This is a genomic window from Acidovorax kalamii, assembly GCF_002245625.1.
Classification (GTDB): domain Bacteria; phylum Pseudomonadota; class Gammaproteobacteria; order Burkholderiales; family Burkholderiaceae_C; genus Acidovorax; species Acidovorax kalamii.
This window is the reverse complement of the sequence record NZ_NOIG01000008.1, coordinates 234,651-247,229: the sequence shown is the minus strand read 5'-3', so window position 1 is coordinate 247,229 and position 12,579 is coordinate 234,651. Positions and strand designations below refer to the sequence as shown.

10 protein-coding genes are annotated in these 12,579 nt (G+C 64.4%); 9 read left to right on the top strand and 1 reads right to left on the bottom strand.

What is annotated here, in order from left to right; genetic code table 11:
- The first annotated feature begins 68 nt into the window (after positions 1-68).
- Together CBY09_RS12475 and CBY09_RS12470 are read left to right on the top strand one after the other, a co-directional pair.
- Positions 69-323 carry a helix-turn-helix domain-containing protein gene (locus CBY09_RS12475; RefSeq protein WP_094289931.1) on the top strand — a complete coding sequence of 85 codons (255 nt, stop codon included), beginning with the start codon at positions 69-71 and terminating at the stop codon, positions 321-323.
- The gene (locus tag CBY09_RS12470) at positions 320-3,790 is read left to right on the top strand and encodes a DEAD/DEAH box helicase family protein (protein WP_094289930.1); all 3,471 of its coding nucleotides are present in this window, start codon (positions 320-322) and stop codon (positions 3,788-3,790) included. Before CBY09_RS12475 ends, CBY09_RS12470 begins: the two co-directional genes overlap by 4 nt.
- A gap of 108 nt (positions 3,791-3,898) precedes the next feature.
- Here CBY09_RS12470 and CBY09_RS12465 read toward each other — a convergent pair whose 3' ends face one another.
- Positions 3,899-4,741, bottom strand: a complete 843-nt coding sequence (locus CBY09_RS12465; RefSeq protein ID WP_094289929.1) for a TetR/AcrR family transcriptional regulator — start codon at positions 4,739-4,741, stop codon at positions 3,899-3,901.
- Positions 4,742-4,897: 156 nt separating this feature from the next.
- Here CBY09_RS12465 and CBY09_RS12460 point away from each other — a divergent pair, with 156 nt between their 5' ends.
- The 7 genes from CBY09_RS12460 to CBY09_RS12430 all read left to right on the top strand — a co-directional run bounded on the left by CBY09_RS12460 (position 4,898) and on the right by CBY09_RS12430 (position 12,494).
- Positions 4,898-5,740 (top strand): ABC transporter ATP-binding protein, encoded by an 843-nt coding sequence (locus tag CBY09_RS12460; protein ID WP_094289928.1) that lies wholly within the window; start codon positions 4,898-4,900, stop codon positions 5,738-5,740.
- A complete protein-coding gene (locus CBY09_RS12455; RefSeq protein WP_094289927.1) occupies positions 5,737-6,627 on the top strand; it encodes a branched-chain amino acid ABC transporter permease in 891 nt (296 codons plus the stop codon). Before CBY09_RS12460 ends, CBY09_RS12455 begins: the two co-directional genes overlap by 4 nt.
- 94 nt (positions 6,628-6,721) lie before the next feature.
- Entirely contained in the window at positions 6,722-7,759 is a 1,038-nt protein-coding gene (locus CBY09_RS12450; protein WP_094289926.1) for a branched-chain amino acid ABC transporter permease, read from the top strand.
- Between the two features lie 17 nt (positions 7,760-7,776).
- Positions 7,777-8,958, top strand: coding sequence for an ABC transporter substrate-binding protein (locus CBY09_RS12445; RefSeq protein WP_094289925.1), 1,182 nt, complete (start codon positions 7,777-7,779; stop codon positions 8,956-8,958).
- A gap of 13 nt (positions 8,959-8,971) precedes the next feature.
- Positions 8,972-9,790 (top strand): ABC transporter ATP-binding protein, encoded by an 819-nt coding sequence (locus CBY09_RS12440; RefSeq protein WP_094289924.1) that lies wholly within the window; start codon positions 8,972-8,974, stop codon positions 9,788-9,790.
- Positions 9,787-11,586 carry an AMP-dependent synthetase/ligase gene (locus CBY09_RS12435; RefSeq protein WP_205734135.1) on the top strand — a complete coding sequence of 600 codons (1,800 nt, stop codon included), beginning with the start codon at positions 9,787-9,789 and terminating at the stop codon, positions 11,584-11,586. Before CBY09_RS12440 ends, CBY09_RS12435 begins: the two co-directional genes overlap by 4 nt.
- A gap of 107 nt (positions 11,587-11,693) precedes the next feature.
- Complete coding sequence (locus tag CBY09_RS12430) at positions 11,694-12,494, top strand: enoyl-CoA hydratase/isomerase family protein (RefSeq protein WP_094289922.1); 801 nt, start codon at positions 11,694-11,696, stop codon at positions 12,492-12,494.
- Positions 12,495-12,579 lie beyond the last annotated feature (85 nt).

Here is a 12,579-nt window from a genome sequence, read left to right as displayed (position 1 = left end):
TCCTCATAAGAGCAAAAGCGACCAAAAAAAGCTGATTCGGTGTTGAGATTGCTCTCATAGGGACAAAAATGAACCTCACGCCTACCAACTCTGCCCAACTGGCCCAAGCCCTTGCCACTGAACGCAAGCGCCAAGGCATGACACGTTCACAAACAGCCGCCGTGTGCAATGTCAGCCCGTCGTTCATTCGTGATGCAGAGAGCCACCCAGAAAGTTGTTCGCTGCAAAAATTGGTTTTGCTGGTGTGCGGGCTGGGGTTGACGCTGAACATCGAGGGTTGGTCTAAACCACCCGCAAACAACGAACAGGGAGAGAGTGCATGAGCACAGTGCCATCCAACTTCACCTTCCTGCAACCCGACTGGCCCGACCTGCTGGCAGAAGCCCGCCGCGCCGAGGCCGCTGCCCACAGCGACCCGCGCACCGCCTGCTTTTACGCCCGCCGCACGCTGGAGCTTGCGGTGGCCTGGCTCTACCAGGCCGAAGGCGGCCGCAGTGGCAGCCTGCGCATGCCGTACAAGGCGGATTTGTCGGCGTTTTTGTTTGAACCCAGCTTTCAGCAACTGGTAGGCACGGCGGTGCACGCCAAGATGGATGTGATTCGCCGACTGGGCAACCAGGCCGTGCACCACGCCCGCCCGGTGCCGCCGCAAGATGCGCTGGCCGCGTTGCGCGAGCTGTTCCATGTGGCCTTCTGGCTGGCGCAGCACTATGCGCGCCGCGTGGGCGACCGGCCTGCTGCGGGGCTGCAGTTTCGTGTGGACCTGTTGCCCAAGCCAACTGCTATCGACACCACTGCAGAGCAAGCCGCCAGCCGCGCCGCCCAAGTGGCAGCCCAAGAGGCTCTGGCCAAGCAAGCTCAAGCCCTTGCAGAGCGCGACGCTGCGCTGCGCGAGGCCGCCGCCCGCAATGCCGCGCTGGACGCCGAACTAGCCCGCTACCGCGCCGAGATTGCCGCAGCCAAGGCCGCCAACGCAGCGCAGCCCGCCACCGCGCACGACTACAACGAGGCCGCCACGCGCGACCTGTTCATTGACCTGCTGCTCAAAGAAGCTGGCTGGGCGCTGGACCAGAAGCGCGACCGCGAGTTTGCAGTGCAAGGCATGCCCAACAACGAAGGCAAAGGTTTTGTGGACTATGTGCTGTGGAGCGGCGAGCGGCCCTTGGCCCTGGTGGAAGCCAAGCGCACCCACCGCAGCGCCCAAGAGGGCCAGCAGCAAGCCCGCCTGTATGCCGACTGCCTGGAAAAAAGCACCGGCCACCGCCCGGTGATCTATGGCACCAATGGCTACGAGCACTGGATGTGGGACGACACCACCAGCCCACCACGCCCGGTGCAAGGCTTTCATACGCGAGACGAGCTGGAGCTGATGGCGCAGCGCCGCACCACGCGCAAGCCGCTGGCCAGCCTGCCGATTGCGGCGGGCATTGTGGAGCGCCACTACCAGCAGCGCGCCATCCGCCGCATTGCCGAAACCTTTGAACGCGACCAGCACCGCAAGGCCCTGGTGGTGATGGCCACGGGCGCAGGCAAAACCCGAACGGTGATTGCGCTGGTGGACTTGCTCATGCGCGCAGGCTGGGCCAAGCGCGTGCTGTTTCTGGCCGACCGCGTGGCACTGGTGAACCAGGCCATCAACGCCTTCAAGGCCCACCTGCCCGACGCCGCCCCGGTGAACCTGGTGACCGACCGCGCCACCGAGGGGCGGGTGTATGTGTCCACCTACCCGACGATGATGGGGCTTATCAATGAAGCCGCAGGCAGCGGACAGCGCCGCTTTGGCGTGGGGTACTTTGATTTGATTGTGGTGGACGAGGCGCACCGCTCCATCTACCAAAAGTACCGCGCCATCTTCAGCTACTTTGACGCGCTGCTGGTGGGCCTGACTGCCACGCCCAAGGACGAGATCGACCGCAACACCTACAGCCTGTTTGGCCTGGAAAGCGGCGTGCCCACGGATGCGTATGGCCTGGACGATGCGATTGCCGAGGGCTACCTGGCCCCGCCCCGCGCGGTGTCGGTGCCGCTGAAGTTCCAGCGCCAGGGCATTCGCTACGACGAGCTGAGCGATGACGAAAAAGACCAGTGGGACGCACTGGAGTGGGACGAAGAAGGCGGTGAGGCCCCCGACGAAGTGAGCGCCGAGGCAGTGAACCAGTGGCTGTTCAACATCGACACGGTCGACAAGATGCTGGCCCTGCTGATGGAGCGCGGCCACAAGGTGGCGGGCTGCGACCGACTGGGCAAGACCATCATCTTTGCCAAGAACCAGCGGCACGCCGAGTTCATCCAGCAGCGCTTTGACGCGAACTACCCCGAATACAAAGGCCTGTTCGCGCGCACCATCACCTTCAAGACGGAGTACGTGCAGTCGCTCATCGATGACTTCTCCAAAAAGAACGATGCCCCGCACATCGCCATCTCGGTGGACATGCTGGACACCGGCATTGACGTGCCCGAGGTGGTGAATCTGGTGTTCTTCAAGATCGTGCGCTCCAAGGCCAAGTTCTGGCAGATGGTGGGGCGCGGCACGCGGTTGTGCCCTGAGCTGTACGGGCCGGGGCAGGACAAGAAAGACTTTTTCATCTTCGACTTCTGCCAGAACCTGGAGTTTTTCAGCCAGGAGCTGGAGGGCAGTGAAGGCGCGGTGGCTCAGCCACTGTCACAGCGCCTGTTCAATGCGCGGCTGGAGTTGCTTGAAGTGCTGGACAAGCGTTTGAGCAGCAACGGCGTGGCCGATGAGGCACAGCAATCGCCCGTGCTGACCGAGGCCGCCATTCGCCGCGACACCGCTGATCTGCTGCACAGCATGGTGGCGGGCATGTCGCTCGACAACTTTGTGGTGCGCCCGCAGCGCCGCTGGGTAGAGGCGTGGGCGCAGCCGGATGCATGGAAGCGCCCCAGCCCCGAACAACTGGCCGAGGTGTCCACGCACCTGTCGGGCCTGCCCACCGCCGTACGCGACGATGACGAAGACGCCAAACGCTTTGATGCCCTGCTGCTAAACACCGAGTTGGCCCTGCTGCGCAGCGAACCAGCCCTGGCGCGGCTACAAACCAAGGTGCAGCAAGTTGCCAATGGCTTGCTGGAGAAAGCCAACATCCCGGTGGTGCGCGAGCACCTGCTGCTGATCGAGGCCGTGGCGGGCGATGAGTGGTGGCAAGACGTGACCCTGCCCATGCTGGAACAGGCGCGGCGCAAGCTGCGCAGCCTGATCAAACTCATCGAAAAAAGCAGCCGCAAGGTGGTCTACACCGACTTTGAAGACGCCATCGGCGAAACCGCCGAAGTCGATTTGCCCCTGGTCGCCAGTGCGGTGGACTTTGATCGCTTTCGCGCCAAGGCCAAGGTCTTTCTGCGCGCCCACGAAGACCGACTGGCGCTACACAAGCTGCGCCGCAACCAGCCCCTAACGGCCGCCGACCTGCAAGAGCTGGAAGCCCTGCTCCACGAGGCCGGCGGTACCAATGGCGACATTGAGCGTGCGCGTACGCTGCACACCAGCCTGCCGGTGTTTGTGCGCTCGCTGGTCGGGCTGGACCGCGAGGCGGCCATGGCAGCGTTCTCGACTCTGATTGGCGCGGGCCAGGCTAGCGCCAGCCAGTTGCAGTTCATCGAAGAAATCGTGCAGCACCTGACCGAGCACGGCGCCATGCCCGCTGCGCGGCTGTATGAGTCACCGTTCACCGATATCCATGCCCAAGGGCCGGATGGCGTGTTTGATGGCAACAAGGTAGAGCAACTTTTCCAGGCGCTGCAGGGTCTGGAACTGCAGCAGGCTGCAGCTTAAGTACAGCGCACCAAACGCCATCAATCACTATCAAAGATATAGCTGCTAGCGCCTGATCATCGGGCGCTAGCGGCCAATTTCACTTCGCTTCTGGACTAAGGCGAAATATCAGCTTTCGGTAGGCCGGGCAGCGTTCTTAGCTGTGCCTCTCGCCGCCCTGGGCTTGGGGGCGGGCACGGCAGCGGCGTCCAGCGCAGTGCTGTCAGCTGGCCGTCGCAACACCCCGTCACACAGCGTCGCAATGCACTGCTGCGCGACCTGCTCGGCCGTGTACTCGCCGCCGGGCTGGTACCAGCGGCCGATCCAGCTGAGCGCACCTGCAATCACAAAGGCCGTGATCTTGGGGTCGCAGGGCTGGATCGAGCCCTCGGCCACGCCCTCAGCCACCAGGCGGCGGAACTCCTGGTCGATGGCGGATTTGAGGCGGCGCAGCTCTTTGCGGCTTTCGGGGGGCACCTGCTCGTCGCCCACGCGGATCAGGCACATGCCGAAGTCCATGGTGACGATGCGCGCATACACCTGCATGCAGGTCATGAGCTGGTCGATGGCCTTGCCGCCTGCGGCGCGGGATGCGTCGATGCCTTCGAGCATCATCGCCAGCCCCTTGCCCACGCACTGCAACAGGATCTCGTCCTTGTTCTTCACGTAGTAGTACAGCGTGGGCTTGGTCACGTTCAGGCGCGCGGCGATGTCGTCGAGCGAGGTGGCGTGAAAGCCGCGCTCGTTGAACAGCTGGGCGGCAGCCTGCAACACCGCGTTGCGCTTGGCTTCGCGCTGTCGCTCACGGTGCGACACAGGGGCCCACGGTGAGGAGGCGGCATCGGGGGCGTCTTCGGGCCCAGCTGTCGCGACTGCGGAAGAGGGCTTGGGGGCCGCGCGCTGGCGGCTGCTGCCGCTGCTCGTGCTGCTATTGCTGCTGCGTCGGGTCGATGCCGCTTTGGCCTGGGGCATGGGGGGCGATTCCTCGGGAAAGTACGGATGCTGAACGGGGTGGCGGCTTCCAGAATCTACTCACGAGTAAACAGTTTACGCACAAGTAGGAATTTTCTGCAGGGTCTGCAAGAAATTTCTGCTCAGAAGCTGCGAACAACCCGTATTAGAAAGCCAATGGAGACAACCCCTTCCGGCCCCGCTGCTGCCACGCCCCTGCTGCAGGTGCAGGGCGTAACCCTGGCGTTCGGTGGCGTCAAGGCGCTGACCGGCGTAGGGTTTGATGTGTTGCCCGGTTCGATCACCGCCGTCATCGGCCCCAACGGTGCGGGCAAGACCTCGCTGTTCAACACCATCTCGGGCTTTTACCGGCCCAGCCAGGGCTCCATCCGCTTTCAGGGGCAAGACATCACCCGCGTGCCTGCACCGCAGCGCGCCAAGCTGGGCCTGGGCCGCAGCTTTCAGAACATTGCGCTGTTTCGCGGCATGACGGTGCTGGACAACATCAAGCTCGGCCGCCACGCACACCTCAAGACCAACGTGCTCGACGCGCTGTTCTACCTGGGCCGCGCCCGCCGCGAAGAGGCCGAACTGCGCCGTGACATCGAGGAGCGCATCATCGACTTTCTCGAAATCGACCACATCCGCCACGCCCCAGTTTCGGCCCTGCCCTACGGCCTGCAAAAGCGCGTGGAGATGGCGCGCGCGCTCGCCATGCAGCCGCAGATCCTGATGCTGGACGAGCCCGTGGCCGGCATGAACCGTGAAGAGACCGAAGACATGGCGCGCTTCATCCTCGATGTGCGCGAGGAATGGGGCGCGACGGTGCTGATGGTGGAGCACGACATGGGCATGGTGATGGACCTGTCGGACCACGTAGTGGTGCTCAACTTCGGCCAGGTCATCGCCCAGGGTACGCCCGCCGCTGTGCAGGCCAATCCCGAAGTCATCCGCGCCTACCTGGGCGCGGGCGACGTGGGCGACCTGCGTGCCAAGCTGCAGGGAGTGACCACCGCATGACCGGCAACTTCGACTGGGCCTACCTGTTTGAGGTCAGCCTCACCGGCATCGCCGGGGGCGGGCTGTATGCGCTGGCCGCACTGGCTTTCGTCATGGTCTACAAGGCCACCCGCGTAGTCAACATTGCCATTGGCGAGCTGCTGATGGTGGGCGCCTACCTGTTCTTCACCTTTGCATCGATGTTCGCGCTGCCGCTGTGGCTGGCCATCCCCGCCGCCGTGCTGGGCACGGGCCTGCTGGGCGCGGTGATCGAGCGCACCATGATCCGCCCGCTGCTGGGCGAGCCGCCGATCTCGGTCTTCATGGTCACCGTGGGCCTGGCCTCGGTGCTGGTGGGCCTGGTGGAGATGATCTGGACGGCCGACCAGCGCCGCCTGCCAGACTTCATGCCCACGCAGCCCATCATGGTGGGCGATGCCTTCCTCGCGCCCAAGGTGTTCTGGGGCGCCGTGATTGCCATCGTGTTCATTGCAGCGGTGCTGGTGGTGTTCCGCTTCTGGCGCGGCGGCGTGGCCCTGCGTGCCACGGCCAGCGACCAGGCCGCCGCGTATTCGGTGGGCATCAACGTGCCGCGTGTGTTCTCGCTGGCCTGGGTGGCCTCTGCCATGCTGGCAGCCATCTCCGGGATCATCGTCGGCTCGATTGGCGGCATCTCTTCCAGCATGGGCGTGTTCGGACTGTCGGTGCTGGTGGTGGTCATCGTGGGCGGGCTCGACAGCGTGCTGGGCGCGCTCGTCGGCGGCATCCTCATCGGCCTGATCGAGGCGCTGGCCGGGGCCTACCTGGGCGGCGAATACAAGCTGCTGGCCACGTTCATCGTGCTGGTGGCCGTGCTGCTGGTGCGGCCTTACGGCCTGTTCGGCACCCACGAAATCGAGAGACTGTAAAAACATGAACCCCCACGTTCATCACCTCGTGTATTCACTGCCCCCCAAGGGGGCGCAGGCCTCCCTTGGGGCGGCCCGGCGGCAGGCCTGACCCATGCGCATCGGAACCCTCAAGGAAACCTACATCGCCGACGCGGCGCTGTTCGACTCGCGCACGCAAAAAGTGTGGCTGGCCGTGGGCGCTGCGCTGCTGGTGTTGTTCCCCTTCATGGCCAGCGACTACTGGCTCTACCTGGCCTGCCTGGTCAGCATCAATGTGGCCAGTGCCACGGGGCTCAACATCCTCACAGGCTACACGGGGCTGGTCAGCCTGGGGCAGGCGGCCTTCATGGGCCTGGGGGCTTACACGGTGGCCGTGCTGGAAACCAAGGTGGGCACGCCCTTTGTGCTCAACCTGCTGGCAGGTGGCTTTGTCGCCATGCTGGGCGGCATCGTGGTGGGCATTCCTTCGCTGCGCGTGAAAGGGCTGTACTTGGCCATTGCCACCATTGCCGCATCGTTCATCGCGCACTTCATCTTTGCCAACTGGAAGTTCACCGGCGGCACTGGGGGCCTGAGCGTGCCGCCCGCCAAGCTGTTTGGCATGGCGCTCGACACCTCGTTCCGCCTGTACTGGCTCATCGTGCCCGTCACCATCCTCATGCTGCTGGGTGCAGCCAACCTGTTCCGCACGCGCGTGGGCCGCGCGTTCATCGCCATCCGCGACCGCGACATCTCGGCCGAGGTGCTGGGCATACCGCTGCTGCGCTACAAGCTGCTGTCGTTTGGGCTGTCGTCGTTCTATGCGGGGGTGGCAGGCGGGCTGTGGGCGTACTTCTTTCGCGTGGTCACGCCCGAGAGCTTTCCGCTGCTCATGTCCATCTTCTTCCTCGCGGCCATCATCGTCGGCGGCATGGGCTCCATCCTGGGCGGCATCCTGGGCGCCGTGTTCATGACCATGGTGCCCGAGCTGCTCAAGCTCGTGGTGGACATGCTGCCCGGCGGCAGCGAACTCACCGTGTTTCTCTCGCCCGTGCGCACGGTCATCTTTGGCCTGCTCATCATCGGTTTTCTCGTCTTCGAGCCCCATGGCCTGGCCGAAGTGTGGCGGCGCGTCCGTCGTTTCTTCCATCTCTGGCCTTTCCGCAACTAAACCTATAGGAGACAACCATGGACACACAACGCACTTCCTTCCAGCGCCGCCAACTCTTGCTCGGAGCCGCTGGCGCCGCTGCCCTCACCAGCCCGCTGTCGGTACTGGCCCAAGGCGCTGAAGAGATCGTGATCGGCGGCTCCATCCCGCTCACCGGCGTGTTCGCGTTTGCGGGGGTTGGCATCAACGCTGGCATGGGCGACTACGTGAAGATGCTCAACGACGCGGGCGGCATCAAGGGCCGCAAGGTCAAGTACGTGCCCGAAGACACGGGCTACAAGGTCGATGTGTCGGTGGCTGCGTTCAAGAAGATCACCAGCCAGAACAAGGTCAACCTGTACTACGGCGACTCCACCGGCTTCTCCAAAACCATCAACCCCGAGCTGGACCGCAACGGCAACATCCTGATGGCGGGCGCATCGTTTGCCACCGAACTCAACGACCCCAAGAAGTACCCCAACCAGTTCCTCGTGGGCCCCGACTACACCGAGATGTTCGGCATCCTGCTCAAGCACATCGCCAAGGAAAAGCCTGGTGCCAAGGTGGCCTTCGTGTACTCCGATTCGGAATTCGGCCGCGACCCCATCGAGTCCAGCGAAGCCATGGCCAAGAAGCTCGGCCTGTCGGTGCCCATCAAGATCATGACGCCCGCTGGCAGCGTGGACGTGTCGGGCGAAGTCATCAAGCTGCGCCGCGCAGCGCCCGACTACACCATCTTCCACGGCTACATCCTCGCGCCCATCCCCGAGTTCATCACCCAGGGCAAACAGCAGGGCATGACCAGCAAGTGGATGGGCACCTTCTGGACCATGGACAGCTCCACCGTCATGAAGATGGGCGAGGCCGCCGACGGCTTCATGGGCGTGATGCCCTACCGCTACTACTACGACACCGAGAAAGCGCCCATGCTGGAGAAGATCCGTGCCCTGCGCCCCGAGTACCAGAGCACGGCCTACATCCAGGGCTTTCTGGCCGCCATGCTGTTCACCGAATCGGCCAAGCGCTGCCTGGATGCAGGCAAACCGCTCACCGGCCCCAACCTCAAGGCCGCGCTCAACTCCATCAAGGACTTCGACACGGGCGGCCTGATTGGTGTGCCGATCACCATCAGCGGCAATTCGATCCCCGTGGGCCGCGTGTACCGCGCCGACATGAAGGCCCAGAAGATGGTCGCCGCCTCCGACTGGATCAAGCTCTGACCCTGCTGCTGCCATGACCCAGCCAACCCCGGCCCACGTCCTCGAAGTCAACAACATCGAGGTCATCTACAACAAGGTGGTGCAGGCCCTGCGCGGCCTGTCGCTGGCCGTTCCGCGGGGGCAGATCGTGGCGCTGCTGGGCAGCAACGGGGCAGGCAAAAGCACCACGCTCAAGGCCATCTCGGGCCTGCTGGCGCTGGAGGATGGTGTGGTGGAAAGCGGCAGCATCCACTTCAACGGCCAGCCCACGGCCGCCGTGGCACCGCAGCAGCTGGTGCGCAACGGCCTGAGCCATGTGATGGAAGGCCGCCGCGTGTTCGAAGACCTCACGGTCGAAGAGAACCTGGTGGCAGCGACCTATGCGCTCACAGGACGCAAGGATGCGACGCCGGACTTCGACCTGGTCTACAGCTACTTCCCGCGTCTGCATGAGCGGCGCAAGGGCCTGGCGGGGTATCTGTCGGGCGGTGAGCAGCAGATGCTGGCCATTGGCCGCGCGCTCATCGCGCAGCCCCAGCTCATCCTGCTCGACGAGCCCTCGCTGGGCTTATCTCCCAAGCTGGTCGAAGACATCTTCACCATCATCGCGCGCATCAACGCCGAGCGGGGCACCAGCATGCTGCTGGTGGAGCAGAACGCCACCGTGGCGCTGGCCGTGGCGCACCGGGGCTACATCATGGAGAACGGCAAGATCGTGATCGACGGCACGGCCGAACGCCTGGCCAATGACCCGGACGTGCGCGAGTTCTACCTCGGCATGGGCGGTGGTGGCGAGGCGAAAAGCTTCAAGGACATCAAGCACTACAAGCGCCGCAAAAGATGGCTGTCATGACGCTCCCCGACCTCACCCTGCCCCAGATGCTGCGCGAGCGCGCGCGCACCGACGCGCAGCGCATCGCCATCCGGCAAAAGGACTTCGGCATCTGGAAGCCTTTCACCTGGGCGCAGTACCACCAGCGCGCCAGCCACTTTGGCCTGGGCCTCAAGGCACTGGGCCTGCCTGCGGGCGGGCATGTGGGCGTGATCGCCGAGAACCGCATCGAATGGGTGCTGGCCCAGATGGGCGCAGGCCTGGTGGGCGCCGTGACGGTGGGCGTGTACCCCACCAGCCCCACCAACGAGGTGGCCTATGTGGTGGGCCATGCCGACATCGAGATCATGGTCTGCGAAGACCAGGAGCAGACCGACAAGCTGCTGGCCGCGCTGCCCGATCTGCCACGTCTGAAAAAGATCGTGGTCATGGAGACCAAGGGCCTGCGCAGCTTTGCGCACGAGGTGCGGCAGTTCATCACCACCTTTGACGAGGTCGAGCAGCTGGGCGCGGCGTCGGGCCAACAATCCATCATCGACGAAGCCCTCGCACGCCAGCGGCTGGATGACGTGGGCCTGATGATCTACACCTCGGGCTCCACCGGCAAGCCCAAGGGCGCGATGATTTCGTACCGCAACATCCGGGGCGTGGTGCCCGGCATCGTGGACCGGCTGGAACTGTCGCAAGGTACCACCCACCTGTCGTACCTGCCGCTGTGCCATGTGGCCGAGCAGATGCTGACCAGCTTTGTGCCCGTGTACATCGGCTCGCAGGTGAACTTTGGCGAGTCCATCCGCACCGTGCAGGAGGACCTGCGCGAAGTCGCACCCACCATGTTCCTGGGCGTGCCCCGCATCTGGGAGAAGCTGCACGCGGCCATCCACATCAAGCTGCAGGAAACGGGTGGCCTGCGCCGCGCGCTGTTCCACAAGGCCTACAACGCCTGCAAGCCGCTGGCCGAGAAGCCGCGCAGTGCCTGGAGCGTGGGCGACAAGCTCACTTATGCCGCGAGCTACTGGCTGGTGTTCCGCGCGCTGCAGAACTTCATCGGCCTGCGCAATGCGCAGGTGGCGCTCACCGGTGCCGCGCCCATTCCGCCCGATGTGGTGCGCTTCTTCCGCGTGCTGGGCGTGCCACTCATCGAGGTGTATGGCCTGACGGAATCCACCGGCATGGTCACGGGCCACCGGTTGGACCATGTAGTGGTGGGCACGGTGGGCGTGCCCACGCTGGGCGTGGAGCACCGCATTGCCGACAACGGCGAACTGCAGCTCAAAGGCGACATGGTGTTTGCGGGCTACTACAAGAACCCCGAAGCCACGGCCAGCAGCATCGTGGGCGGCTGGCTGCACACGGGCGACGTGGTGCGCGAAGAGCAAGGCCAGATCAAGATCGTGGACCGCCTCAAGGACATCATGATCACCGCCGGCGGCAAGAACCTCACGCCGTCCGAGATCGAGAACACGATGAAGGGCAGCCCCTTCATCAAGGAATGCATCATCGTCGCCGAGGCGCGCAAGTTTGTGGGCGCGCTGGTGATGATCGACTACGAGACCGTGGGCAAATGGGCCGAGGCGCGGCGCATACCGTTCACGCACTTTCGCTCGCTGGTGGAACACCCCGAGGTGCGCGGCCTCATCGATGCCGAAATCAACCAGGGCAACCAGCGCCTCGCGCAGGTGTCGCAGATCCGCAAGTTCCACCTGCTCACCAAGGAGCTGGACCACGACGACGGCGAGGTGACAGCGACCATGAAGGTGCGCCGCGCAAGCATCTACAAGACCTACGCGGCCGAGATCGAGGCGCTGTACCACTGAGAGTTCTTGAGGCGATCCGAATCGCTTTGGCAGCCCCACCCAGGCCATTCACTATAAAAACAAGAGCTAAAAACGCTTTACTGTTGCGCGCAGAGGGCCAAATTGACATGAAAAACACCGCCACCCACCCTGCCACACAGCCCCTGCTGATGGAGCGCAACGGCGCCATCGCCACCCTGCGCTTCAACCGGCCCGAAGCACTCAACGCCATCGACGTGCCCATGGCCAACGCCTTCCTCGCCGCCGTGCAGGCCATCGCCGCCGACCCGGGTGTGCGCGCCGTGGTGCTGGCCGGCAACGGCCGGGGCTTCATGGCCGGAGGCGACCTGGCCACGCTGCGCGCTGCGCCCGTGCAGGGCGCCATCGACATCCTCACGCCGCTGAACCAGGCCCTGCTGCTGCTCACGCAGATGAACGCCCCCGTCATCGCGCAGGTGCACGGCGCGGCCGCCGGTGCAGGTTTGAGTTTGCTGCTCATGGCCGACTACGTGATCGCTGCCGAAGGCACACGCTTCAACCTGGCCTACATCCACCTGGGCACCAGCTGCGATGTGGGTGCCTCATGGGCGCTGCCGCGCATCGTGGGCCTGCGCCAGGCGCTGGAGATTGCGCTGCTGGGCGATGCCTTCACCGCTGACGACGCGCTGCGCCTGGGCCTCATCAACCGCGTGGTGCGCGCCGCCGAGCTGGAGAGCAGCACCACGGCCCTGGCCCAGCGTCTGGCTTCTGGACCCACCCTGGCCTACGGCGCGATGAAGCGCCTGATGCGCGACTCGATGGAGCGCACCCTGCCCGAACAGCTGGCGGCCGAAAAAGACGCCTTTGTGCAGTGCGCGGGCACGGAGGACTTTCGTGCGGGGGTGGAGGCGTTTCACCAGCGCCAGAGCCCGTCATTCGCGGGGCGGTAGCGCCTGGTGTCCTGAATTGACAACTCGTTCTACACAAAATTTCCAACGCAGGACACGCGCCAGCTTGCGCACCATTCTCACGGGC

Bases quoted from the DNA above. Each gene is read 5' to 3' on its own strand.
- CBY09_RS12435 (WP_205734135.1), top strand. From the start codon at position 9,787: ATGACGCTCCCCGACCTCACCCTGCCCCAGATGCTGCGCGAGCGCGCG.
- CBY09_RS12440 (WP_094289924.1), top strand. From the start codon at position 8,972: ATGACCCAGCCAACCCCGGCCCACGTCCTCGAAGTCAACAACATCGAG.
- CBY09_RS12445 (WP_094289925.1), top strand. From the start codon at position 7,777: ATGGACACACAACGCACTTCCTTCCAGCGCCGCCAACTCTTGCTCGGA.
- CBY09_RS12455 (WP_094289927.1), top strand. From the start codon at position 5,737: ATGACCGGCAACTTCGACTGGGCCTACCTGTTTGAGGTCAGCCTCACC.
- CBY09_RS12475 (WP_094289931.1), top strand. From the start codon at position 69: ATGAACCTCACGCCTACCAACTCTGCCCAACTGGCCCAAGCCCTTGCC.
- CBY09_RS12470 (WP_094289930.1), top strand. From the start codon at position 320: ATGAGCACAGTGCCATCCAACTTCACCTTCCTGCAACCCGACTGGCCC.
- CBY09_RS12430 (WP_094289922.1), top strand. From the start codon at position 11,694: ATGAAAAACACCGCCACCCACCCTGCCACACAGCCCCTGCTGATGGAG.
- CBY09_RS12460 (WP_094289928.1), top strand. From the start codon at position 4,898: ATGGAGACAACCCCTTCCGGCCCCGCTGCTGCCACGCCCCTGCTGCAG.
- CBY09_RS12465 (WP_094289929.1), bottom strand. From the start codon at position 4,741: ATGCCCCAGGCCAAAGCGGCATCGACCCGACGCAGCAGCAATAGCAGC.
- CBY09_RS12450 (WP_094289926.1), top strand. From the start codon at position 6,722: ATGCGCATCGGAACCCTCAAGGAAACCTACATCGCCGACGCGGCGCTG.